Below are 24,725 nucleotides of genomic sequence, written 5' to 3' on the forward strand. Positions count from 1 at the left end.
AAACTCCTGACCTCGGAACTCGACAAGATTTCCCCTGAAAGGGTTGCGTCATTGACGTCCTACGATTTCATTCTCGAAGCCCTATTTGGCGCAGCTTCATATTAAAACGGTATTAACAGCCTAAACATCTATGGTGTGAACAGGTCATCTCCAGCAGACTAAAAGCATGGTCAAGGAGCGGAACACAACCGGCCAAAGCCAATTATCCTAAACATTTAACCAGGAGTTTTCCTATAAATCTGTCTTACAACGGTAAGTCTTGCGAAATTATCATCATGCTTCGCACCCCACCCACAACACAAATACACTACGGATAGTGGACTTGCGTAAGCCCTGCCTTTATGTAGCAATACCCAATTTCTAAAGTCTCGTGAAGAGGCGGCTACCCTGTTACATCCGATGAATAGATCGGAATACTAAGGCTATTCCTCACTGTGTGATCGATCATGTTGTCGCTTCTCTATACGATCGCGCCCCTACTGCTCATCCTTGCCCTGCCCTATCTCATCGCAACCTGGAAAATTCGCCATACCACCATGCGGTGTATGTGTGTAAAACCCGCCCAGGCTGAGGACATACCAGAAGCTGCCTGGGGGATTTTTAAGGAGGCGATCGCCGAATTGAATATCCAGGGGTTCAAAATGGTGAGCTGTCATCAAATTGAACAGGGGTCTGAGAGCGATGGCAACCAGTGGGGAATTTTGCTTCAGCATGGCTCGGGTCATACCTACGCAGGGCTCATGACCGCTCAGTTAGTCAGCAGTAACACCCCTCTCATTCGGAGCTGTATCGCCTTTTTTGACGATGGAACTCAGCTAACCACACTCAATACGGCTTACTTTGGCATCTATAGCTCCAATCCTCGAGAAATTGCGCTCCATGTTGGAACCGTTTCCGCGGAGGAACAATGGCAGAGCCACCAACAAAAACTGGCCGAACTGAGCCAAGAGAAGCAACCCCAAATCCTATCTCATGAAGCCTTCCTGCAAACGTTAGAAGCATCTAACCAATGGGGAGCTGAGCGCCTCGTCACCACAGGAGAAGTTCAATGGGTCACACCGGGGGAAAGCTACCGCATGACCTGGAAAACGGCTATCCGAGCGGTCTATCAGGTTGCCCGCAAGGGAAAGCAAAAACCTATTGGGCAAACCAATGCAGAGGCAGACCATACCGATTCCAATCCTGCTACGCCCATTGTTGAACTGGAAATTGCAGAGTTTCATCGATTGCAGCAGAAACAAAACAAAGGCCTTTCCCAACGGGGCAAAAACTGGCTGCTCTTGGGCACACTGGCCCTCTTCATTGCCTCCTACTCTTCTATATTTGACCCACAGAGGCTCATGATTTTTGTGGCCGTCCTGCTCTTCCATGAGGGGGGTCACATTCTGGCTATGAAAATTTTTGGGTATCGCAACACGGTGATGCTGTTCATCCCGTTTTTGGGCGCGCTAGCAACGGCCCGCAAAGACAACGCGTCCCTCACCGAGAAAGTATGGATTTCCCTGGCAGGGCCACTACCAGGATTAATTCTGGGCATTGGATTGGCGATCGCCTTTGGCCTGACACGTACCCCCGACGTCGCGGCTAGCACCTGGCTGGAAGACACCAACTGGTTTCGCGAAACCAGTTGGATGCTCATCATGCTTAACCTGTTTAACCTGTTGCCCATTTACCCACTCGACGGTGGGCAGGTGGCTGACCTGCTGCTATTTTCGCGAAATCCTTACTTGGGCGTCATCTTTAAAGGAATGGGGGCGGCATTGTTAGCGCTGGTCGGGTTAACCAGCCCCTTGATGTTTGTCTTTGCCCTGCTGATTGCGTTCAGTATCCCCAGCAGTTTCCGGTTAGCCAAACTCAATGCCCGCTTTCGCAGGGATCTACGGGAGTTGCCTCCGGGCGATCGCGATGAAGCTCTCCGATATCTCTTCACCCAGCTCCAGAAGCCTCCCTACCAAGCCTTACCCTTCGCCAAAAAATACAGTCTGGTGGTGGGTCTACTCGACACCCGGCAGGAAGATTCCGCTAGATGGTCTGTACGAGCGGGTTTAACTGGCGTTTATCTAGTCAGCTTATTGGGAGGCTTTGCCGGGGGCCTCTATGCCCTGATGCCTGGCTGGAACAGTTGGAATCTGATGCGGTCAAACTGGGCTGACCCGAAAGCCGCATACTCTGAGCGAGCTCAGCAGGAAGTAGACGCCGCAGAACAAGCCTTGCAGACCAATCCGCAGGACATGCAAGCCTACTTGAGGCGAGGTCGCGCCCGGTTAGCTCTGGATAACTATGACGGAGCGATCGCCGACGCTGAACGGGTTTTACAACTCGATCCTGACGCAGGCGAGGCCTATCAGTTGCGAGGCACAGCCCGCGAACGCAAAGGCGACAGCACAGGTGGAATAGCCGATCAAGAAAGAGGCATGAAGCTGCTCCTGCAACAGGAGATGCACGACATCAATCAAAAATTGAGCCAGAACTCACAGGATGTTAGAGCCTACCTGCATCGGGCGAACCTGTTTTATGGCCTGCAACGCTACCCCGAAGCGATCGCAGACTGCAATCGAGCCTTACTGATTGATTCGCAAAATATTGATGCTGTGTTATTACGGGGTGAGGCATACCTGGCATTGGGCCAGTACCCTGAAGCGACGGGAAATGCCAACCATGCCCTGAGGTTAGATCCTGATTCCGCCAACGCCTATACATTGCGAAGCCGAGCACGGCAGGAAATGGGAGATGAGAATGGGGCGATCGCCGATCAGCAAAAGGCCACCGAACTTTTAGAAGCCTATGATGACGAGCTGTAATAGAACGACATCGCACAGCTAAGCAGATGGTGGAGGGGGTTATGCGAAGCATACCCCCTCCACCATCTGCTTCTAACTGAAATGGCTGTAGCTATAGCGCTGTGCAAATGCGTTAAGTACAGTAGCGGTGGTGTGGGGCACTTCGTGCCCCGCACCACCTTACTTAATCAACGTGCACAGCGCTATATAGCTTTAATTTGATAGAAAAAAGGTCGCATTCCTGAGAAACGCGACCTAGTTGATTGGGATTCAGGCTGTCAAACCATTACGCCGTTACCAGAGTGCGGCTGGGGAAAAACATCGCATTTTGCTCAGCGCGTAATTTATCACACAGGCGACCTGCAGGTAATTCCACATCGTCGTAGGTGAGAACTTGATCCTTTGCCACATCGCGCTTCAGAACGCAACCTTCCGCTAAACCGATGGGTAGCAAGTTTTGCTCCAGGGTGATCTGAGCCGTTTCGCAGAGGCCATAGGTCATGTAACCGCCCAACTCATCAATGGTTTCGCCCGCCTTCAGGTCAGTCTTCGCAGCCGTGATGACATCCACACGGGGGCCATAGGTGGGAGCTAATACCACGTCGTTGAACAGTACCACACGAGCCACGGACATGGGCACCTCGAGATGGCACAGGTGGTAGGGGTGGTAGAAGCTGTAGAGCGGGCCTTCACCAAGCTTATAGAGGTTCAGGTAATGGCGTTGTTTGGGATCGTCGTGGGTGGCGAATACGTACACACCAGGACCCGGTTTAACGGCAACTACATAATCCACAATACCGCCCAGCTCTTTGAGTTGATCGATGTCATAGAGCTTGGTCAGGTCGTCAATATGGCCGTTGAAGTTAAGATTGTATTCCTTAATCAATTCCTCTTTGTGGCGCATAAAGTCGTGGCCCATCATGCCACGCTTGGCGATGGTCATGCCAGTACCGTTGGCAACGATCGCCTGCTCAAAGGAAATCTTTGTCCCATCAGCAAAGCTAGTTACCATGTGGACGTTTTGGCCCCACTGCTCCGCAAAGCCTTTTTGAGTGGTGGGGTTACGGTAGGCGTCGTGCAGACCCTTGATATTGCCGCACACCATTGGGGTCAAGCCCAGGCTCTTGACGTAGCGGTAGAGGTTCATTTCCACACCGGGTTGATCGCCTTCGCAGGCCGTAATAATAACCCCGGCTTTATCGGCGTAGGTTTTGAGAATGGGGCCGATAGTGCCGTCCAGCTCGGCGTTCATCAGGATGATGTGCTTTTTGTGGGCGATCGCCTCCATCACCACATGGGCACCAAACTCGATCGCACCCGTTACTTCAATCAGTGCATCGATGCCTTCGGCGCGGCAGAGGAGCATCGCGTCATCAGTGACCGCGTATTGGTTGTGGGCGATCGCGTCTTCTAATTCAGCAACGGTTTTGACTTCTCGAATATCTTCAACACCGGCCTGCTGGTAAGCGTATTTCGCTTTCTCCACCGTCCGGTTAAAAATTGCCACCAGTTCCATTCCGGGCACTGAGTTGACAATTTGATTGGCAATCCCTTTTCCCATAAAGCCAGAGCCAATCATCCCAACTCGCACGGGATTCCCAGCTTCTTGGCGAGCCTGCAATGCGGTATCAACGATGAAGTACATAAAAATCCTCTCCTACGGACACATGATTGGAACAAACTCAAAGCGCTGGAATACTCAAATGACTCAACTTTGATACCTATTAGTCAGACCTTACGTATGGCTACGATTAACAGCAGAACGGGAACCGGGAGAGACGATCCCGATTCCCTAACACCTGTTACACCGGTACGGGTTCGAAAAGCGGCCAGGCTGAATCCTTTTCAGAAATAACCGTTACTTCCATCGGCCACTCAATGCCAAAGGTTGGGTCATTGTACCGCAGACCTCGCTCATAGCCAGGGGTATAGAACTCACCGACCTGATAAATAACCTCTGCACCGTCCGTCAGAGCCTGATAGCCATGGGCAAACATTTCGGGAATGTAGAGAGTACGGCGGTTCTCTGCTGTCAACTCCACGCCGATGTGCTGCATGTACGTGGGGGAATCTGGACGCATATCAATAATGACGTCATAAATTGCACCCTTGGTACAACGCACGAGTTTGGTTTCCGCTGCCGGAGGAAGCTGATAGTGCATTCCTCGCAGAGTTCCGGCCTTGTGGTTGAAGGACATATTGCACTGGGCCACAGTGGCTTTCAGGCCATGTTCTTCAAACTCTTTGGCACAGAAGGTCCGGGCGAATCCACCTCGATGATCTTCCCGAATGTCTAGATCAAGGATGAATGCGCCTTTTAACTTCGTCTCCGTAAAGATCATTACACGCTCCAGAAGAAATCTTTGTCAATTTGCTGAGTATGCAGCAGATATTCGAGTTGCTTCAACCGAGTGAAGGCCCGGTACTCAAATACCTCCTTGGTCATGTCAATTTGAGTGAATACTTGCAGCAATTGCTGTGCACCGCGCAGAGCATCCCAGTCACACTTAAAACCGGGTACCTGGGTGTTGATTTTCTCAAACGACACTTTGTAGCTGCGGTTATCTGATCCTTGATCCCCAAAGCTCAACTGGCAACCCGGGAAGACACTCGCCACAATTTCAGCAATCTGCTTGACCTGATAGTTGTTAGCAGAGTCACCCACGTTAAAGACCTGGTTATGAACGATATCGCGGGGAGCTTCCAATACACACAGCAGAGCCTTAGCAATGTCCAGGGCATGCACCAGAGGCCGCCAAGGTGTACCATCACTGACCATCTTGATTTGCTTCGTGGTCCAGGCCAGACCGGATAGGTTATTTAACACAATGTCAAAACGCATCCGAGGAGAAGCACCAAACGCGGTCGCATTGCGCATAAAGGTGGGAGAAAAGTCGTCACTCGCCATCTTCGATACATCGCGCTCCACCAGTGCCTTGCATTCCGCATAGGCAGTTTGAGGATTAACGGGCGAGGTTTCATCCACAACTTCAGTGGCAGCAACGCCGTACACACTGCAGGATGACATGTAGACAAACCGCTTAATTCCCGCTTGCTTGGCTAGTTCTGCCAGACGCACAGACCCTTTATGGTTAATATCGTAGGTAATGTTGGGCGACAACTGGCCCGTTGGGTCGTTAGAAAGCTCGGCCATATGAACAATCGCATCAACCCCTCTTAGATCTTCCAGGGAAATATGACGAAGATCTTTAGTAAGGGTCTGGGCGGTCATCTCGGTGCCGTTGTAAAGCCAACCCGATTTATAAAAGCCTGTATCAACAGCAAGAACTTCGTGACCGTGCTTGAGGAGCAATGGCGCAAACAAGCACCCGAGGTAACCCTCTGTACCGGTTACTAAAACTTTCATGGATTTTCCTATCTGCTAAGTTGGACTTGCTTGGTGCGGGGAGCCGGAGCCTGCTCAGCTACAGCTTTTCCAATTTCGATGGAAGAGGTAGCAGCAGGAGACGGGGCATTACAAACGTGAATGGAATTTTCACCCCGAACAATCAGGAAATCATCAACGAGCTGGCCATTATCCATCAGGGCTTGGGCTCTTACCCCCGCGTGAGTAGGAACCACATCCTCCATTTGCACCTCGGGAATGAGGCGCTGGAGACTTTGTACGAAAACCGCCTTACTAAAGGAGCGCACCATTTCTTTGATGCCTTCGTCGGCATACTTGGAAGCCAGTTTCCAGAAAGCCGGATAGGTCATCACTTCGGCAAAATCGCGGAGGTCAAAATCGGTCTTCTTGTAACCCTCGCGCTTCAAGCTGAGAACTGCATTCGGCCCCGCATGAACGCTGCCATCGATCATCTTGGTGAAATGAACGCCCAAGAACGGAAACGCTGGATTCGGAACTGGATAAATCAACGTGTTGACTAGATAGCGCTTTTCGGGCACTAACTCGTAATATTCACCGCGAAATGGCACGATTTTGGACTGAGGGTCAACACCCCCTAATTTAGCGATGCGATCGCTATACAACCCCGCGCAGTTAATCACCGTCTGGGCCTCAAACGTGCCCTGGGTCGTCTCTAAAACCTTACCTTCAGGAACGTCAACAATTTTCAGAACTTTGGTGTTGAGCCGTAGTTCACCGCCTTGCTGCTGAATCAGTTCGGCGTACTTCAGGCAAACCTGCTTGTAGTCGGCAATTCCTGTAGAAAAGACCCGAATCCCAGCCAAACAGTTGACATGGGGTTCAATCTCCTTAACCTCCTCAGCGGTGATACGGGCAACTTTAATGCCGTTCTCTAAACCCCGCTGGTAGAGGTTTTCCAAGAGAGGCAGTTCCTTTTCTTCGGTCGCAACAATAACCTTGCCACACACCTCATAGGGCAGGCCATGCTCCTGGCAAAAGTTCACCATGGACTCAGCACCATCTCGGCAAAATTTTGCCTTAAAGCTACCCGGCTTATAGTAAACGCCTGAGTGAATGACGCCGCTATTATTACCCGTCTGATGGAAGGCCCACTGGCTCTCCTTTTCTAGAACCAGAATCGTGGCATCTGGATAGCGTTTGCCCAACGCCATTCCTGTTGAGAGGCCGACAATTCCTCCCCCGATAATTGCGTAATCGTACATGCCGTCTTCCCTATCAATTGGTTTGTATAAATGGATGGATGGCGTCGTCAGCTCAAGCGTTTACCAAACCTTCCATGGGGCCTTGCCAGATTCCCACAGACCCTCAAGGTAATTTTTATCTCGTAGCGTATCCATGGGTTGCCAAAAACCATTGTGCTTATATGCAGATAGCTGTTCCATATGGGCAAGTTTTTCCAGCGGGGCCTGTTCCCAAACCGTGCTGTCTCCATCGATGTAATCAATCACTTCCGGTTCAACGACAAAGTAGCCACCGTTGATCCAGGCCCCATCTCCCTCTGGCTTTTCGTGGAATGAGGTAATTTTGGTTTGCTCAGAGCCCAACATAATGGCTCCAAAACGCCCGGGGGGTTGCACGGCAGTGAGGGTTGCCAGCGTACCCTGAGCTTTATGAAAAGCAATGAGCTCACCAATATTGACGTTGCTCACACCATCGCCATAGGTGAAACAGAAGGTTTCTGAGCCAATGTGTTCTCGAACGCGCTTGAGACGTCCACCGGTCATCGTCTCAGCTCCGGTATCCACCAGAGTGACACGCCAGGGCTCTGCATAGCCCGTGTGAATATTTACCTGGTTGAAGCGCATATCAATGGTGACATCTGACATGCGAAGAAAGTAGTTGGCGAAGTACTCCTTGATGACATGCCCTTTGTAGCCACAGCAAACAATGAAGTCGTTTATCCCGTAAGCCGAGTAAATCTTCATGATGTGCCAGAGAATGGGTTGACCCCCAATTTCGACCATAGGCTTAGGTCGTATGCTGGTCTCTTCACTAATGCGTGTACCCAGCCCACCTGCAAGGATGACGGCTTTCATTGAACAACCTCCCTCGAAGTTCGGAATTGGCAAACGTAACTTCTTAAACTCGAATCAAAAGCAGAAGCTTTTGCTCTAGGGGTCTGGTAGGAGAATAGCAAGACCTCTATAAATTCCCGATGAAGAAGACGTAAGTATACGTAGACTTTCTGCAAAGAGAGCATCAAGACGCCCCTTAGATACGTTGTTTTCTCAACGTCACCCTCCTTACGAGAGAGAAATAGCTCACTCCTCCGTAAAATTGCTGAAAGGAGATGAATAGTTTTTATGAAAGGAAAGCCCAACAATTAGGCAAACTTTAACATACTCATTTCTGAAGCGCTGCCTCGCTCTAAATGCTCACGAATGGCGGTGTAGGGTATTTTTCACCCCATACCGCCGTTCTTACCAAACGATACGTTTTAAAGCTTGCGGGAAGGGTTATTTTTTCGTATGCTTCGCATACAAAAAACAACCCTTAAAACAGGTACTACGCCTTTAGAAACAGGACGACGACCGTTTGATAAGCCGTGCTCGGTTCATCAAACGGTCGTTGAGTTAGGGGCTAACAAACGCCATCAAGACTGCTACAGAGCGAGGTTGAACCGTGTAGCGATCGCCCGAAAATACCGGAGCCGTTTCCAGAGGACAAAAATCCTCAGGAGGCGACAGGTAAGTATCGACGATGCGGTGCCAGCATTCGCTGCCATCGAGGGGAGGCAATTCGAACGAAAGCGACTCCCAATAGGCATTGAGCATGATGTGAATATGCTCCTGCTTCTTAGGATGCTGAAGGGTAAGAGCAAGGGTATGGGAATTGGGATTCAAATCTGGTTGGCCCAGATGAACCCCGTGCCACACTACAAAGGGGTCATCCTGGAAGGAAAACCCAGTGAGCACCCGGTCCAACTGAAACAGTTGAACGGCTTGCACAAACCGGATAAATTCACGGGTGAAGCGGAGGAGCCCGCTCCGTTTTTCCACGTCATCCCAGTTAAACCAGCTCACCTCACTGTCCTGGCAGTAACCGTTATTGTTGCCCTGCTGAGTTCGACGGACTTCGTCCCCCATGAGCATCATTGGTGTGCCCTGAGAAAGAAACAGAAGGCTAATCAGGTTTTTGATTTGGCGATCGCGCAAGCGTTCAATTCTGGGGTCTTTACTAGGCCCCTCGACGCCACAGTTCCAACTGTGGTTGTCATTAGAGCCATCACGACTATCCTCCAGGTTGGCGGCATTGTGTTTCTCGTTGTAGGACACCACATCGTTGATGGTAAAACCATCGTGGCAGGTGACGAAGTTGATGCTGCGGGTGGTGTCGTAGTCCATTCGGGGGTAAATGTCAGGGCTACCCAACAGCCGATGGGCAACGCGTTTGGCAACCCCTTCATCCCCTTTCACAAAGCGGCGCATATCATCCCGGAAGGGGCCATTCCATTCAGCAAAGCGATCGCCCGTTCCCACAAACTTGCCCACCTGATACAAACCCGCCGCATCCCAGGCTTCCGCAATAATTTTGGTGCGAGCCAACACCGGGTCCATCTCAATGGTCCAGAGAATGGGCGATCGCTCAATGGGCAACCCCACATCATCGCGCCACAGTACCGAGGCCAGGTCAAAGCGAAAGCCATCCACATGCATTTCTGACACCCAGTAGCGCAGAGAGTCGAGAATGAGTTGGCTGACAATGGGGTGATTGGCGCGCAGCGCATTACCGCAGCCGCTGTAGTTGGAGTAGAACTGGCGATCCTTCTCCAAAATGTAGTAGGCGGAATTTTCTAATCCTCGAAATGACAGTGTAGGGCCGTTCTCATTCCCTTCAGCACTGTGATTAAATACCACATCCAGAATGACTTCGATACCGGCTCGGTGCAACGCTTTCACCATGTCCCGAAATTCATCCACCGGCCCCAGATAGCTGCGATCGGCACTATAAGCGCGGTGAGGAGCAAAAAAGCTAATGGTGCTATATCCCCAGTAGTTCTTCAGACCATCCTGGGCATCCTGAGCATCAAAGAAGTGCACAGGCAACAGCTCTACGGCTGTCACCCCAAGGGATTGCAGATAGGGGATTTTCTCAATTAACCCGGCATAGGTGCCCCGTTTATCATCCGGCAAGCCGGAGTTTGGATGGCGAGTAAATCCTCCCACATGCATTTCGTAGATGATGCTGCGGGTGTAGGGGGTACGGAGAAGGCGATCGCCCTCCCAATCATAGGTGCTGGTATCGACCACTACCCCTTTCAACGCCTGGGCGCAGTTGTCGTAACCGGGGCGAGATGCGGCGCGGCGATCGTAATACTCCTCGTTCACAATCGCTTTGGCATAGGGATCAAGCAAGACTTTGCTGGGGTCAAAGCGGTAGCCCTGGGCCGGGTCAAAGGGACCATGAACGCGATACCCATAAATTTGCCCCGCTTTCAGGCCGGGTACAAACCCATGCCAGTAGTGGAAGCTTTTATTGTGGCGAGAATCCAGTGAAATGATGTGCGAGGGTTTTGCTTGATCAGGGCGATCGAACAACAGCAGCTCAATAGCTTGAGCGCTTTTAGAAAAAATGCAGAAATTGACGCCATCTGGCATAACAGTTGCCCCTAAGGGGAAACTTTGGCCAGGTAATGCCTTGAGTGTCAAGCTTCAACCTCCCTGAACTGGAATGGAGATGCACCGGCAGAGAAGGCGCTGCTAACCAACAAAGGTCAAGGGGTGGGAAGAGCAGATCCTAATCGGCAGGTGATTTTGAAATGCGTTTAGAAACAGAATTAAAGTCTGGGTTTGAAGCGGATTTCAAATTAAAAACGTTAATGTAAGCCTACATTGAAGCGGAACACTGCTTACGATTTTATCCCAATTCAACAAACAATACTCTGAATAGTTCCCCTAAAACCGTTGATTTTACAGGCTCCTCACATTCAAAAAAGCAACATAAAATAAATTACTCTGTTTCAGTCCTGTAGATGGGATGTGGAGGAAGGAGCACTTCATGCTCCTTCCTCCACATCCCATCTACAGGACTGAAACATGAACCAGACGGGTTAGCCACAAAACCACTGTATTCCAACTACCATCTGACAGAAGCTAAATTGTGAGAGATAAGCCTCGCAGAAACTTCCAACCCTTATTCTGGAAAGAGCATTGAATCACTTGTAATTTTTTTGCACCACCTGCGATCGCCACTTCAGAAGCATTCCACCAACCCATACAGCAACTCCTTTACTTCCATTTCAAGAACGGTTTACCTCCAGATGATTCTACGTTTTTGAAAGAGCATATGAAATACTATGAGCGATCGCCACATCAGATAAACTGACAGCAGATTAGTTGAAAGCGGGAACGCTTCTACACCGAGATTTATTACAAATTTAGAGACAAGAAAAGATAGATATTAAAACAAAGCTGAAATAAATTAGAAAGATATAAATTACAGCACATTCAATTTATCTATCAATATTTCTTAACTCATCAATAACTACTATTTGAACAAAATTTTTATTAAAAGAAGAATGATAACTGACAAAAGTCAACCTATCAGTGATACATGAAAAATTAGATTCTAATAAACTTCTCGTTTTAAGGGATTGGTAATATAACCACTAATCTCTCAAAACACGCAGGTTGTTCTATGTGCACACCCCCTTAGGGGATAGTGTTCTAGACATGTGGATGGGGTGTGGTGAAAGGAGCACTTTGTTTCCCTTTCATTACAACCCTCCATCCACACGCTTGAAACAGGACTCCTAGCGATTCTCGCGGATGTATTGCAGGATGCCTCGGGCGATCGCCCGTGCCAGTAACTCACGATACTCATCCGTTGCCAGGCGAGGTGAATCCTCTGCGCCCGTCACAAAACCCATCTCGACCAGAGCTGAGGGCATGGATGTGTTGCGAATAACGTAGAACCGAGCTGTCTTCACACCCCGACTGGGAGAACCTGTCGCTTCCAAAAGACTGTTTAATAGGTCAGTCGCCAAAACGCCCCCCTGAGCAGATGTATGAAAGGTTTCAATCCCGTTCACGTCAGGACGACTCATACTGATGGAATTCGAGTGAATGCTGACGAACAAATTAGCCCGAGCCCGTTCTGCCGCCTGAACTCGCTGTTCCAGCTCCAGGGTACGGTTGTCAGTGCGGGTCATGACCACTCGCACCCCCGCCTGTTGCAAGAGATCCCGGACACGCGAAGCAACTACGTTGTTAATGTCTACCTCTCGCAGACCACGAATACCCACGGCACCGGGGTCTTGTCCCCCATGGCCAGGGTCGAGCACGACCGTGGTTTGGCGATCGCCGATACCTGGCATCGACACCGGAGGTAACTCTCGATTCGGTTGCCAGAAGGGGCGAACCAGGGGAACCGTGATCTGATTGCTACCACGTTGTCGGAATCCAGTGCGCTCTTCCACAGGTAGCCCGACCTGAATATCTGAGGCTACCGCCAGATCCAGTACAGCATCTTCACCATCCTGCTCCCACGCCACCTGCAGAAGACGGCTACTGGCGGCCAGGTCAACGGGAGGCAGACTTCCGATCCGCGTGTTGGGAAAGCGGATGCGGTAGCGATCGCCATCCTGCTCCACGTCATACGTAAGGGGCCCACCTGCCCGAATTTGTAGAGCCGAGCGTTCTGGGGCAAAGGTAATGGCCTGAATTTGATTTTCTGTAACCGGCGTTGATTCGGGCGACGGTTCTGGAGAAGGGCTGGAGGAGGGAGAAGGCGTGGGTTCTGGAGCTTGCGCCCTCGCTCGGCCCGGTTGTAGTATGCCGTCTCCTGCGGCCGTTTCATTAAACTGCCACTCTGCCGCCTCACTCAGATTTAACGTCAGTCGGACGAGCGGGGGATCACTCTCCTCCTCTAGCTCCAGTTCTTCAATACCAAACTGCTCCAGTTCTTCGGGAGGCTGCTCCAGGTTATCAGCCAACACCGTGTTGGGCAGTTCGAGAACATAGCGCCGGCCTCGTCGCTCTCGCCGCAACTCTGCGGGTACCGATCGCGACAGGCGAAGGTAGAAGCCGTAATTATTTACCTGTAAGGCTTCCAGCTCCGAAACAGCTGTTGAGCTTGCTTCTGAAGGAGCGGGTTGAGTTTCAATAGGCTGAGACTCCCTGCTTTCGCTCTGTACGAGTTCTGGCTCGGGAATCTGAACAACCCATTCTGTGGAGGATTGCCCCTCCACCCGAACTTGCTCAAGATTCAAGGTATACCCTGGCTCCAGTTCAACCACCAGGCGAGCCGTGTTGGGATCCAACTGGCCCCAGCGAATCTCACGAATCGAGCCAGAGCCTTCCTGTTGGAGACGCGCCCCATGCAACTGCACCCCAGGCAAATCAACGACCAGGCGTGTCGGGTTAAAAATCAGTTGAGCGCGGGGACGCACGGCGGCGTCCGTCACAAACGTAATGGCATTATCACGTGCGTTGAACCGCCAGGATTCCAGCTCCGTTGCCGTCGCCGGAGTCGCCAGCAACAGCGCACCAAAACAACCCGCTAAACGTATCAACCGAACCATTTGCTTCATTTTTATGGGAGGAGGGTGTTGAGAAGTGTGAGCCTAACAAACGCTCTAAGCTGGCCAGACCCATGTTCTCTGTCCCTGCCATGATTGAGAGGCCATTCCAGGGTCTGTAGAAGTTGTTTCGTGTGCGTGCATGCAAAAACAATTCGCCCAACGGACCTTAAAGCAGGCCCTGGACATATGACTGGTCGTTGAGGGCGTGCAAAGCCCTCCTTCCCCGACAAGCAGACACGTTGGAAACACAAGCTAAACTAGCGGCACAAAATCCAGCACAGAAAAGAGCGGAATGATTAGGATTGAGATGGCTCAGGTGTTTAATGACTGCTGATTGTTGAACCAGTTTTTACCTCGGGCGGAGGAATATACCACGGCAACGACGTTCAACAGAGACAGAATATCAGAGGTTGGGATCGCTTCTGCGATCCACCCATCATCCGGAATGATGTTTAAGATCCGCGGATTTTGTCGTTAGGTGTGATTGGATCAGGCTGAAGGCCAAGATTGGCAAGGAAGTTTCGCAGGGTTGGAGTCGTATCCCGGAGAACCATTCATTACAGACTTCTGCTGGATTTGTTCCAGAACACACCACAGGGTTGATCCCCTTTTCGCTTGCATGTATTCGTTTGGGAGAAAACTATGGCTCAAAGTTTGTTAGACCAATTGCGCGAGGTTACCGTAGTCGTGGCGGATACAGGAGACATCCTGGCCATCGAAAAATTTACTCCCCGTGACGCCACCACCAACCCCTCCTTGATCACGGCTGCCGCCCAAATGCCCGAATATCAGGCCATTGTGGATGACACGCTGAAACAGGCTAAGCAAGATCTAGGCCCTGGCGCAACAGAGTCCGATATTCTCGCGACCGCCTTCGATCGTCTGGCAGTTTCCTTCGGGAAAAAAATCCTGGCCATCATCCCCGGTCGCGTTTCGACCGAAGTGGATGCCCGTCTGTCTTATGACACTGAGGCAACCGTAGAAAAGGCCCACTACCTGATCTCAGAGTATGAAGCAGCAGGGATCACACGCGATCGCATTCTCATCAAAATCGCCGCGACTTGGGAAGGTATCCGTGCTGCCGAAATTCTCGAAAAAGAAGGGATTCACTGCAATCTGACGTTACTGTTTGGGCTGCACCAGGCGATCGCCTGTGCCGAAGCCGGGGTGACGCTGATCTCTCCCTTCGTCGGTCGCATTCTCGACTGGTACAAGGCCAATACGGGTATAGAACACTACGAGCCCCACGAAGATCCCGGTGTCCAGTCTGTCACCAAAATCTATTACTACTACAAAAAATTTGGCTACACCACCGAAGTGATGGGAGCCAGCTTCCGTAACGTAGACGAAATCATTGAACTAACCGGATGCGACCTGCTGACCATTTCCCCCAAACTATTGGAGCAACTCCAGGGCACCGAAGCTTCCTTACCCCGTAAGCTTGATCCCGCCAAAGCCGCTGATTATCCTATCGAAAAAATCTCGATGGACAAGGCGACCTTCGACCGCATGCACGCCGAAGATAGAATGGCGAACGAAAAGTTGGACGAAGGGATCACCGGATTCACGAAGGCGCTGGAAGCCCTGGAAAAACTTCTGGCCGATCGCCTCGCCCGATTGGAAGGGGAAGAGGTGATCAACCACGCCGCTGAGGATGTCTTCAAAGCCTACGACCTGGATGGCGATGGCTTCATCACTCGCGAAGAGTGGATGGGAGCCGATGCCGTGTTTGATGCGATCGACATTAACCACGACGGCAAAATCACCTCTGAGGAATTAATTGCGGGCCTGGGTGCAGCATTCTTAGCCCAAGCCTAACGAGCTTTTTTTGACATAGTCGAGGCAAAGACACCCGGTGTTTTAGAAACACCGGGTGTCTGATTTTGAGGCCAGTACCCAACAGGGGGTATTGACACTTCTCTAAAGACCCTGTTAGCGTTGGAACAGAAATGAAGAGCCAGACAGCGGCACCACAACTATGTTGTCTTACAGCAACTATTTTTATTTTTGGTATATGGGGGTTCACCTGGGGTGAATAGGATTCCGTTTGGAACCTCCAGGTGAACCGCAGAGCGACCTCTGCGGTTTTTGTTTTAAGGGGGTTCCCGTTTCTCTTCCATGTTCAACACCATTTAACTAACGCACGACAAACCATGGCTTCTCCAATTTCCTTTGACTATTACGTTTACTTTTTTTGGCCCAGACGATACTCCGGGTAACGTAGCCATGCGTTATTACAGCCCGGAGCCTACATGGGTTCCGGGCTTTTTTCATGCCGTTTGCCTTTCACGTTCACCTTACACATCCACAACCACCAGGAAACCGACTGATGAAGAAAGCTAAACTCGCCCTCAAAACCGATGCTGCTCACAAGACCACCATTCAAATTGGTTCGGCGACTGTAGGAGGCAAAGACCTGTTCGTCGTGGGTGGTCCCTGCGCGGTAGAAAGCCGGGAGCAAATGGAGGCTGTTGCCAGTCAGATTGTGACTGCACCGGTACAAGCTCTGCGCGGTGGCGTTTACAAGCCTCGTACTTCTCCCTACGATTTCCAGGGTTTGGGGTTAGAAGGGTTAGAAATTTTGGCAGCCGTGCGCGATCGCTACGGCCTGCCTGTCATCACGGAAGTTATGGCCATCTCCCAAATCGACGACATCGTGGCCCATGCCGATGTGCTTCAGGTGGGCAGCCGCAACATGCAAAACTTCGACCTACTCAAAGCTCTGGGTGAAATTGACAAACCCATCCTATTAAAGCGCGGCTTGGCGGCTACCCTGGAAGAATTCGTGATGGCCGCCGAATACATCCTCAGCCACGGTAACCCCAACGTGATGCTATGCGAACGTGGCATTCGCAGCTTCGACACCTACACGCGTAACGTGCTGGATCTGGGCGCTGTTGTTGCTCTGAAGCAGATCACCCATTTACCCGTACTGGTTGATCCAAGCCATGCGGCTGGTAAGAATGAATTGGTAGCCGGTCTTGCCCGTGCCGCCGTTGCCGCCGGGGCTGATGGGTTGCTGGTAGAGTGCCACCCTGAGCCCGAAAAGTCTGTATCTGATGCTCGTCAGGCTTTGTCTTTAAATGAAATGGTGGATCTGGTTCAAAGTATTCGTCCCATTGCCACTGCCGTTAATCGTTGTGTTCCAGCCGGGGTTGCCACTGTGCCCCGGCTGTCTCTCGTTTAAAGGGGATTTAAAGAGAGCATTGCATCTATAGCCTTCGTCAACCGGTTTAAGTCATGATGGCAGGGGGCTTTGGCCTCTGCCATCATGACTGGTGATATCGAAGACGGAGCGTTCATGGCAATTTCACGGCGACAATTTCTGGCATTGAGTGGGCTGAGTGCAATGGGGGCGATCGCTCATCCCCTCTACTCCTGCTCTGCTACGCCCTCCACTGGGTTTGGTGCGCTTCAGCGTGATCCAGAGACCTTACTCGAATTACCGTCTGGCTTTCGTTATCGGGTCATTTCAACGGAAGGGCAAACCATGAACGATGGCTATCGGGTGCCCGGAGCATTTGATGGCATGGCAGCCTTTCCTGGCCCCGATGGCAGCACAATTTTGGTACGAAACCATGAGTTAATGCCTGGGGCGCTGAATGGCGTGCAGGGAACCACCCCTCAGAAATATGATGAGCGGGGTGCAGGTGGGACAACAACGCTGGTTGTGTCAGGCGATCGCCAACTTCTCCGTCAATACACATCCCTGGCTGGTACCGTACGAAATTGCGCTGGCGGTCCCACTCCCTGGAATTCCTGGCTGAGCTGCGAGGAGACAGTGTATGTCCCCGAAGTGGTGCGGGATGGGGTGCGGGTGTCGAAGCGTCACGGGTATGTGTTTGAAGTTCCTGCGGCAGCTACTGGGCCTGTCAATCCAGAACCGATTGTGGCGTTAGGGCGATTTAACCATGAGGCGATCGCCGTCGATCCACGCACGGGCATTTTGTACCAGACCGAAGATCGAGGTGATGGATTGTTCTATCGCTTTATTCCGAATGAACGGGGGAATTTGCAGGCAGGTGGTGTGCTGGAAGCGTTGATGGTGAGCGATCGCCCCCAGCTCCGCACCCATCAAAAATTCCCAGTACAAGAACCTGTTGCAGTCAGCTGGGTTCCAATTGATGAGGTAGACCCAGCCGACGATACGGTTCGGGTCGAAGGATTTCGCAAAGGCGCAGCCCAATTCTCCCGAGGTGAGGGCATTTGCTATCACGACGGACATTTTTACATCACCTGTACCAGCGGCGGCGACATTCCCAACGGTCAGGTGTGGCGTTATACGCCGGGTGCATCACACCAGGATGGCGGCACGCTGGAACTATTCGTGCAACCCAACAATCCGCAAAAACTGGACTACCCCGATAACTTAACCATGTCTCCCTGGGGCGACCTGATTGTTTGCGAAGATGGCCGGGGCGAACAGCGGTTGATTGGCATTACACCCACTGGAGACCTCTACCCCTTGGCCCGCAACGTGCGGAATCAATCGGAGTTCGCCGGGATTTGTTTTGCACCTGATGGACAAACAATGTTTGTCAACATCTACGCACCGGGGATTACCTTCGCCATCTGGCGAGAGGGTGGAATGGGGTAGCGATCGCCTCCATCATCGCTTTCAAATCCGCCTACAATCCCATGCACATCAGGACTTGCGCAAACCCACCCTATTTAACCTCAGTTCGGGATGAGCTGAAGTGCTCATTTTGGCGTGCACTATGTGCACTCCAAAATGAGCCTTTTCGAGTGCCGCGCGTTGCGCGGCACTCGAAAAGGTCCTTAACCCGAACTCAGGTTATTTAGAGCATTCATGTTGTGTGCTGTGCTGCGCACAGCACACAACATGAATGCGTAAGTCCTGGCATAAATAAACGTGCGGTGTGAAGCACCGCACGTACTCTATCTAATTCATACCAAGCTAGGCAGGATTGGAATAAACCCCAGGATTAACGACCAGCAGGGGGTAGAACCTGAGCAAATGCTCGATCTGATGCACTTAACGAACTAGATGCATCCACCGTAACCGTACCCGTGTTGCGGTAGAGACGACAATAATCAAGATGCGTGATCGCCCCATCCCCTCGGAATGTCACTTCTACCGCAGCCACTAAATCATTGCAGATCTTCACTTCCTGGAAGCTATTGTTACCCAAGCGTGCCATGTTGTAACAACCCAGGCGTTTTCCATCCTCATCAAAAGTTGTAATTGTTCCACCCCGTCTGTCGATATCTAACAAACCGACACCGCTTAAACCGACTAATTCATCAAATTCAAATCGGATGGTTCCTCCGTTGCGGTCATCATTGGGTCTCCGGCAGTTGCCATCCTGCGAAACAATCAGCACATTGCCTCGATCGTAGCGATTCTCTCCGGGACGCCCACGGCGGCCACCGACGCCGACGCCCGGCCCACCAAAATCTCGATTGGAGGTACCCAGATCCCGGTCACATCGGCTTGGATTGCTGCTGTCAAAAATCATGGCATCACAATCCCCTGCGTTGGGAGTGGAAATCTGAATGCCTAAGTTGCTGTATTCAGTATCAATAATCGTCCCAGCTGCTAAAGAGCGGCCTCGGCCATCTGTGTCAAAGTTAATCCGGTTAACAGGGGTTTGTTGTAGTGCACCACTGGCTCGATAAACCCAAGTTTCATCGGGGCTGAGAATCCCATCTCTGCCGCGATCGCTACTCACATCCAAAGTGGGCACAAACCGCTGATCACTATCAGTAACCCGCACCTGTCTTTGCAGGAAGGAAACGTTACCAGTATTCTTTACAGCATACTCAAATACCGCTGGAGCCCCTTCTCGCACTCGGACAGCATCCTTATCGGTGTCCGCTTCATGGCCATTTAAGCTTTTCTCGATCGCAACACCGAGGGTCATATTGTTCGTATCACGTATGGCCACCAGGTCATTGTTGCACTCGGGCGACCAGGATAACGTGAAGGCTCCAGATGGTAAGCAAGAGCGAGGAATTGCAATGCCAAATGTATTGCTGCCAGCCCCCTGGGTCGTGATGCCTCGGCTTTGTAGGTTGGCGGCATTCCGAACCTGCACGTCAGATACATGGTTACCTGATTGAATTACGTTAGGAACATGGCTACCGGCACTGAAATAGGTGTCTCCTGCACTTAATTCACCGGCAGATGGAGTACCGCCATGGTTCGAAATGTATTGGTTATAAGCTCCATAATTCGACAAGAATTGTGTATTTTGAGACGCAACACTCACAGCGGAGACATTGGAATACAACCCCAGTTGAGATACACCGGAATCATTATTGCCCGCAAATCGCACGCCGTAGAGGCTACCATTAGCACCCTGCAAGTTGGAATTGCCGAAATTAAAGAGCAAGTCCCCGGCTGCAATTTCACCTACCCCACTCAAAGGGAAATTTGTATTGATGACAACGATGAGGTTATCCTCATCTTGCACAGTGGAAATAGAGTAAATCTCGTAAGCCGTTCCGCCTACATTATTCCCTTGCATGCTGTCATTCGAAGAGTCTAAAACAGTCTTTTGGATGGCCATACAAGTATCCTTGGAGTGGGAGATGAGTAAGACCAACCTCTGGTGGGAACAGAGCAATCTGTTGTTATATCAGAGGGTGGTAAATCAGTAATGTTTCTGATGTGTTTCAGAATAGAGAAGCTATTACCGTAATTCCACCCACAAAACAGTAACAGAGAAAATTTCATACAGAATAATTTTGTATGTAGTTTCGTAGGTTGCGCTTCAAAAAGCTAATCTAGACAAAGAGCAGAAATCGTCCGTGCAGCCCACTGCTGCCTCATTAAACGGACGACTTCCATATAGTTTTTCTAACAAGTACGTAAGGGTGCATCGGTTGATGGAAGTATCTCAAGAGCTATTTGCAGCTGCTTCAGAAACTTGGAATTTACAGCGTTTATGTGATGATCTGGCGATCGCCAAAGGTTCTCAGCTAACACCGAGAGAACGGGTATACCTGAAAGGTTTGTTATTGGGATATCGACCCAATGACATTGCAAATCTGCTGCACGTGCAATCAATAAGTGCCCGGAAGTATTGCAGTAATTTGTATGCCTACATTGAGGATTTGTTATTAACGAACCGGGCTCAGCAGGCAAGCGCTGCCGAAGTTCAAACGATGGGTGTACGAGCCAATCGAGTAGCCGCATTATTAGATCAGGCTGGTTATCGATTGCCAGGGGTGCGGGTAGAGGAACTTCTACCGCTTTCCGCACCCCCGGCAACGGATTATCAAGCTGTATCCAGAACGGTTGAACAACTGACCAGTTCTTCCATGTTGGATGAAGTACCTGTTTTATCTGTGTGCTACGGACGGCATACAGAATTGGCAACACTGACCCAGTTCAAGCAGCAGGGAAGCCGTTTAATCACGGTGTATGGGGACTATGGAATTGGTAAAACGACGTTGCTCAAGCAATGGGTTCACCAGGTCAAGACAGACTTCAACCGCGTCATTTGGCGATCGCTCCGGGGTCTACCCTCCTGCGCATCGCTGCTGGCAGATTTGCTAAATGTATTAGTCCCAGAACGCTACACACCCAGTGAGGAAGAGCGGCATCTATCCTTACTGGTTAACCAGCTTCAGCAGCAACGGATACTCCTGGTCTTGGAAGACGTCGATCGGGTTTTAGAAGAAGAATCTCGATTGCGGCGATATCGGGCTGGCTATGAATCCTACGAGCTGTTCTTTCACGGCATAGCTGCTCACAACCATCAAAGTTTAATCATGCTGGAAGCCTGGGAACCGCTAGCGGATCTGGAGTTACTGGAGAAGTCAACAGAAACGGTGCAAGGACTCAAGCTTAAAAAATTAGATCAAGAAACAGCAATTAAATTACTTCAAGATTATGAATTAAAGGACTTGGACTGCTGGAGTGATCTGATTGATACCTACCGAGGTAATCCCTATGCCTTACGCGTTGTCGCTGCCCATATTGCAGAAGTGTTTGACGGCCATGTGGGGGAATTTTGCCAGGATCACACCACCTATTTAGGAAACATCAGTAATCTGCTGCACTATCAATTCAAGCGCTTATCAGGCTTAGAAAAAGACATTTTATTCTACTTGACACAGCAAGACGGGAACCCTATCAGCCGTCCGGATCTACGCCAGCAATTTCAATCCAGCGAGTCGAAATCCAGTTTAAATGAAGCACTGGAAGCTTTGAGCTGGCGATCGCTCATCGAACGGAGCCGTCATCACGAAACGACAACTTACATGGCTTCGCCTGTTGTCATGAAATACATTAAAAGCTGCATTTCAGTAAGCCGATAGTTCTCGTTAGATTTCACCATGGCCTTTGTCTCACCATGATTTCGCCGGGCACCTTACTCCATCAGCGCTACTCTATCATCCGTCTATTGGGTTCAGGCGGTATGAGTGAAGTATTTGAAGTTTGTGATCAACAGGCTAAAGATCATCCTATTAAAGTTCTCAAACTATTAAAGGAAGATTCTCCTGATCTAATTAAACGCTTACAACAAGAAGCAGAAGTTTTGCAACGCCTCCCTCATCCCGGTATCCCCTGGGTTAGCCCGGAAGATGGGTATTTTTGTGAGCAGGTGCCGGGATTCCCAGAGCCGCTGCATTATTTGGTGATGGAGAAAGTGCCGGGCGAAACTTTGCAGGAATGGCTGAAAACAACTCATCCATTATCGGAAGCGGAAGCGATCGCCTATCTCAAACAGTTGGTTGAAATTCTCGATCACATTCATCATGCTAATTTTTTGCATCGCGATATCAAGCCATCCAATATCATACGAAAGCCAGATGGGAAGCTGGTGCTGATCGATTTTGGCATCAGTCGTGAAATGACTGAGACGTATCACAAAAAACTTCAGCAGAATGTGACGGGTACTTACCATCTATTTACAAGAGGCTACGCCCCTGCGGAGCAAATGGATGGACGGGCCGTACCCCAGTCCGACTTTTTTGCCCTCGGTCGTACCCTGGTTTATGCCCTCACCCAGACTCCCATCGCAGACCTGCCAACGGCCAAAGATGCGATTAGCCTGCAGTGGCAAAGTGCTGTTCCTGGCATTTCATCCAATTTCGCGCGGCTGCTGGACTCATTGATGGCTCCGATCCCGACTCAACGCCCCAAAAATACCCAGGAGATTTTGCGGGCGATCGCTCTCCTAGAACGAGAACTCACTCCCCGCCTCCGTTTGCGAGAAGTCCCGTGGGTTGTGCTATTGAGTATGACAATGGCAACCCTGTGCTTGGGGATACGGGGAAACGGGTGGATGCAACCGCTCGAACTCAAAGCTCTGGATGCGATGATGCAGTTACGCCCTGCTGAGGTACCCGATCTCCCCGGCTTTTGGTGATTACGGTAGATCAACAGGATGAGGATTGGCAACGGAACACCCGGATGAAAGGTTTGCTATCAGGTCAAACCATCTCTGATGAAGCCTTATCCCTGCTCCTGCAAAAACTACAAAGTGATCAGGCTCGGGTTATTGGCTTAGATATTTATCGAGATTTTCCGGTTCATGCAGAGGTTCCAGTTCTCGCTCAACAGCTCCAAATGGAACGTCTCGTCAGTATCTGCAAATCAGCCCCAGGGAAGGACACTCCCCCAATTTCTGCCCCATCTGAAGCCAAATGGGTCGGGTTTAGCGATTTTGTTGCAGATACCGATGGAACTCTCCGAAGACAGCTATTAGCGATGCCGCCCCATCCTAAGTCTCCCTGCCCCGATACTATCTTTTCCTTTAGTAGCCAGGTTGCGTTCCAATATTTTAGCCAGGATCAGCTCTATCCAACATTTGATGAAGAGAAGCAAACATTTATAGGATTGGGCGATCGCTATTTTGCTTATTTATTCTCCCCTTTTAATGGGTATATTTCTCTTCCCCATGAAGGGGATCAACTACTTCTCAATTACCGTTCTATTAAATCTGGTCATACCATTGCTGATACCATTCCATTACGGGAATTTTTAACGTCTCCAGTGGATTCTGAACGCGTTAAAAATCGTATTGTGTTGATTGGTGTCACTGACGTTCATTCTACAGACCGCCACATCACACCACTCGGGAAAATGCCCGGTGTTATGATTCATGCTCACATGATCAGCCAGCTTCTGAGTGCTGTGTACGATCATCGCCCTCTGATATGGGTATGGCAGACTTCTGTAGAAAAAGCCTGGATTGGGCTGTGGGCGATCGTAGGCGGATTGAGTGCCTGGCGTTTTCGCTCGAGTAAAGCTCTCGGGGTTGTTTTAACACTAGAGATTGCAGTGTTAACAGCCAGTTGTTTTGTTGTGTTCCTGTTAAGTGGTTGGATCCCATGGGTTCCAGCTGTTCTAGCGCTTTCCCTGTCAGGTCTGGGAGTTGCGCTATCTCGTCCTGCCTCGATAGACCTGAATCATCACCTGTGCAAGTTTTTGAGACATCTACCAAAACCATCATGATGAACTGGATTCGCGCAATCTGGATTCAACCCCTATTGACCGGGGTGCTCACGTTCGTTCCTCTCGTTTCCATCACCTGGGCAGCAGGACATCCAGCGATCTTCCTTCCCTCCTCAGAATCAACCATTTCTGAAGAAAGCCAGTCTCCCCGTTATCAACCTGGAGGCAATCCTGTCAACACCAGTAAAGGGGGCGGTAGCCGTGCTATTTCTCCTGCTGAGCAATACCAAACTCTTGCCTACACTCCGGGTGGTAACCCGCCAGACAAGACGGAGGGGGGCGGTAGCCACGGAACCTGTGCAGAAACCTCTATCCCCTCGACGGCTCCGGTTCCTCCCAACGGTGGCTTTACCACCTCTGAAAACCCAACAGTAGGGGTTATGTACCTTGTGGCCTGTCTACCACAACCCCAGCAGTTTTGACCGTAGAAGATAGCAACTATCGCCCCCTCTACACATCCCTTCTCAGCACAGAAGGGGCTGCATCCTCTGTCTATGGGTTTCCCACTCCTCAATCTCTTGCCGTGGATAAGCCCTACACCTAGCGATTAAGCATGATTGAAGGAAGCTTAAAATAGTGCTACTTTACCATCCGGATTCTGTA

General features: G+C 50.6%; 18 protein-coding genes. 9 read left to right on the forward strand and 9 right to left on the reverse strand.

Features of this window, described 5'->3' with window-relative positions; all coding sequences use genetic code 11:
- Window positions 1-446: 446 nt before the first annotated feature.
- Window positions 447-2,801, forward strand: a complete 2,355-nt coding sequence (locus NDI52_RS22930; protein WP_190789509.1) for a site-2 protease family protein — start codon at window positions 447-449, stop codon at window positions 2,799-2,801.
- Window positions 2,802-3,066: 265 nt separating this feature from the next.
- Here NDI52_RS22930 and NDI52_RS22935 read toward each other — a convergent pair whose 3' ends face one another.
- The 8 genes from NDI52_RS22935 to NDI52_RS22970 form a co-directional block, all read right to left on the reverse strand.
- On the reverse strand, window positions 3,067-4,425 hold the full coding sequence (locus NDI52_RS22935; protein WP_190773690.1) for a Gfo/Idh/MocA family oxidoreductase: 1,359 nt from the start codon (window positions 4,423-4,425) through the stop codon (window positions 3,067-3,069).
- A gap of 157 nt (window positions 4,426-4,582) precedes the next feature.
- Window positions 4,583-5,122, reverse strand: coding sequence for a dTDP-4-dehydrorhamnose 3,5-epimerase (gene rfbC / locus NDI52_RS22940; protein WP_190773689.1), 540 nt, complete (start codon window positions 5,120-5,122; stop codon window positions 4,583-4,585).
- Window positions 5,122-6,147 (reverse strand): SDR family oxidoreductase, encoded by a 1,026-nt coding sequence (locus NDI52_RS22945; protein WP_190773688.1) that lies wholly within the window; start codon window positions 6,145-6,147, stop codon window positions 5,122-5,124. Before NDI52_RS22945 ends, rfbC begins: the two co-directional genes overlap by 1 nt.
- A gap of 8 nt (window positions 6,148-6,155) precedes the next feature.
- On the reverse strand, window positions 6,156-7,370 hold the full coding sequence (lhgO, locus tag NDI52_RS22950; protein WP_190789508.1) for an L-2-hydroxyglutarate oxidase: 1,215 nt from the start codon (window positions 7,368-7,370) through the stop codon (window positions 6,156-6,158).
- A gap of 60 nt (window positions 7,371-7,430) precedes the next feature.
- The gene (gene rfbF / locus NDI52_RS22955; protein WP_190773686.1) at window positions 7,431-8,204 is read right to left on the reverse strand and encodes a glucose-1-phosphate cytidylyltransferase; all 774 of its coding nucleotides are present in this window, start codon (window positions 8,202-8,204) and stop codon (window positions 7,431-7,433) included.
- Window positions 8,205-8,741: 537 nt separating this feature from the next.
- Complete coding sequence (gene glgX / locus NDI52_RS22960) at window positions 8,742-10,817, reverse strand: glycogen debranching protein GlgX (protein WP_190773685.1); 2,076 nt, start codon at window positions 10,815-10,817, stop codon at window positions 8,742-8,744.
- Between the two features lie 444 nt (window positions 10,818-11,261).
- A complete protein-coding gene (locus tag NDI52_RS22965) occupies window positions 11,262-11,384 on the reverse strand; it encodes a hypothetical protein (protein ID WP_277874860.1) in 123 nt (40 codons plus the stop codon).
- Window positions 11,385-11,920: 536 nt separating this feature from the next.
- Complete coding sequence (locus tag NDI52_RS22970) at window positions 11,921-13,699, reverse strand: N-acetylmuramoyl-L-alanine amidase (RefSeq protein ID WP_190773684.1); 1,779 nt, start codon at window positions 13,697-13,699, stop codon at window positions 11,921-11,923.
- A 633-nt stretch (window positions 13,700-14,332) separates the two neighbouring features.
- Between NDI52_RS22970 and NDI52_RS22975 the strand changes: the two genes are divergently transcribed.
- The 3 genes from NDI52_RS22975 to NDI52_RS22985 all read left to right on the forward strand — a co-directional run bounded on the left by NDI52_RS22975 (window position 14,333) and on the right by NDI52_RS22985 (window position 18,287).
- Window positions 14,333-15,508 (forward strand): transaldolase, encoded by a 1,176-nt coding sequence (locus tag NDI52_RS22975; RefSeq protein ID WP_190775511.1) that lies wholly within the window; start codon window positions 14,333-14,335, stop codon window positions 15,506-15,508.
- Between the two features lie 511 nt (window positions 15,509-16,019).
- Window positions 16,020-16,877 (forward strand): 3-deoxy-7-phosphoheptulonate synthase, encoded by an 858-nt coding sequence (gene aroF / locus NDI52_RS22980; RefSeq protein ID WP_190775512.1) that lies wholly within the window; start codon window positions 16,020-16,022, stop codon window positions 16,875-16,877.
- A 114-nt stretch (window positions 16,878-16,991) separates the two neighbouring features.
- Window positions 16,992-18,287: an alkaline phosphatase PhoX gene (locus tag NDI52_RS22985; protein WP_190775549.1), complete on the forward strand. Its 1,296-nt coding sequence runs from the start codon at window positions 16,992-16,994 to the stop codon at window positions 18,285-18,287.
- A 349-nt stretch (window positions 18,288-18,636) separates the two neighbouring features.
- Here the strand turns inward: NDI52_RS22985 and NDI52_RS22990 are convergent, their stop codons facing one another.
- A complete protein-coding gene (locus NDI52_RS22990) occupies window positions 18,637-20,223 on the reverse strand; it encodes an XDD3 family exosortase-dependent surface protein (RefSeq protein WP_190775513.1) in 1,587 nt (528 codons plus the stop codon).
- 319 nt (window positions 20,224-20,542) lie between these two features.
- Between NDI52_RS22990 and NDI52_RS22995 the strand changes: the two genes are divergently transcribed.
- Genes NDI52_RS22995 through NDI52_RS23015 form a run of 5 tightly spaced genes read left to right on the forward strand, consistent with a single transcriptional unit; the run spans window position 20,543 to window position 24,666 of the window.
- On the forward strand, window positions 20,543-21,979 hold the full coding sequence (locus NDI52_RS22995; protein ID WP_190775514.1) for an NB-ARC domain-containing protein: 1,437 nt from the start codon (window positions 20,543-20,545) through the stop codon (window positions 21,977-21,979).
- A gap of 35 nt (window positions 21,980-22,014) precedes the next feature.
- Window positions 22,015-23,034 (forward strand): serine/threonine-protein kinase, encoded by a 1,020-nt coding sequence (locus NDI52_RS23000; protein WP_190775515.1) that lies wholly within the window; start codon window positions 22,015-22,017, stop codon window positions 23,032-23,034.
- Window positions 23,031-24,122 carry a CHASE2 domain-containing protein gene (locus NDI52_RS23005; RefSeq protein ID WP_190775516.1) on the forward strand — a complete coding sequence of 364 codons (1,092 nt, stop codon included), beginning with the start codon at window positions 23,031-23,033 and terminating at the stop codon, window positions 24,120-24,122. Before NDI52_RS23000 ends, NDI52_RS23005 begins: the two co-directional genes overlap by 4 nt.
- Window positions 24,119-24,544: a hypothetical protein gene (locus NDI52_RS23010; RefSeq protein WP_190775517.1), complete on the forward strand. Its 426-nt coding sequence runs from the start codon at window positions 24,119-24,121 to the stop codon at window positions 24,542-24,544. The genes NDI52_RS23005 and NDI52_RS23010 overlap by 4 nt, the downstream gene beginning before the upstream one ends.
- Window positions 24,541-24,666 (forward strand): hypothetical protein, encoded by a 126-nt coding sequence (locus tag NDI52_RS23015; protein WP_277874449.1) that lies wholly within the window; start codon window positions 24,541-24,543, stop codon window positions 24,664-24,666. The genes NDI52_RS23010 and NDI52_RS23015 overlap by 4 nt, the downstream gene beginning before the upstream one ends.
- The last annotated feature ends 59 nt before the right edge of the window (window positions 24,667-24,725 follow it).

Source organism: Leptolyngbya sp. PL-A3, from assembly GCF_039962325.1.
In the GTDB taxonomy this organism is placed as follows: domain Bacteria; phylum Cyanobacteriota; class Cyanobacteriia; order Elainellales; family Elainellaceae; genus Vacuolonema.

Bases quoted from the DNA above. Each gene is read 5' to 3' on its own strand.
- rfbF (WP_190773686.1), bottom strand. From the start codon at position 8,204: ATGAAAGCCGTCATCCTTGCAGGTGGGCTGGGTACACGCATTAGTGAA.
- NDI52_RS22965 (WP_277874860.1), bottom strand. From the start codon at position 11,384: ATGGGTTGGTGGAATGCTTCTGAAGTGGCGATCGCAGGTGGTGCAAAA.
- aroF (WP_190775512.1), top strand. From the start codon at position 16,020: ATGAAGAAAGCTAAACTCGCCCTCAAAACCGATGCTGCTCACAAGACC.
- NDI52_RS22930 (WP_190789509.1), top strand. From the start codon at position 447: ATGTTGTCGCTTCTCTATACGATCGCGCCCCTACTGCTCATCCTTGCC.
- NDI52_RS23000 (WP_190775515.1), top strand. From the start codon at position 22,015: ATGATTTCGCCGGGCACCTTACTCCATCAGCGCTACTCTATCATCCGT.
- lhgO (WP_190789508.1), bottom strand. From the start codon at position 7,370: ATGTACGATTACGCAATTATCGGGGGAGGAATTGTCGGCCTCTCAACA.
- NDI52_RS23010 (WP_190775517.1), top strand. From the start codon at position 24,119: ATGATGAACTGGATTCGCGCAATCTGGATTCAACCCCTATTGACCGGG.
- NDI52_RS22935 (WP_190773690.1), bottom strand. From the start codon at position 4,425: ATGTACTTCATCGTTGATACCGCATTGCAGGCTCGCCAAGAAGCTGGG.
- NDI52_RS22985 (WP_190775549.1), top strand. From the start codon at position 16,992: ATGGCAATTTCACGGCGACAATTTCTGGCATTGAGTGGGCTGAGTGCA.
- NDI52_RS22995 (WP_190775514.1), top strand. From the start codon at position 20,543: ATGGAAGTATCTCAAGAGCTATTTGCAGCTGCTTCAGAAACTTGGAAT.
- rfbC (WP_190773689.1), bottom strand. From the start codon at position 5,122: ATGATCTTTACGGAGACGAAGTTAAAAGGCGCATTCATCCTTGATCTA.
- NDI52_RS22945 (WP_190773688.1), bottom strand. From the start codon at position 6,147: ATGAAAGTTTTAGTAACCGGTACAGAGGGTTACCTCGGGTGCTTGTTT.
- NDI52_RS22970 (WP_190773684.1), bottom strand. From the start codon at position 13,699: ATGAAGCAAATGGTTCGGTTGATACGTTTAGCGGGTTGTTTTGGTGCG.
- NDI52_RS22975 (WP_190775511.1), top strand. From the start codon at position 14,333: ATGGCTCAAAGTTTGTTAGACCAATTGCGCGAGGTTACCGTAGTCGTG.
- NDI52_RS22990 (WP_190775513.1), bottom strand. From the start codon at position 20,223: ATGGCCATCCAAAAGACTGTTTTAGACTCTTCGAATGACAGCATGCAA.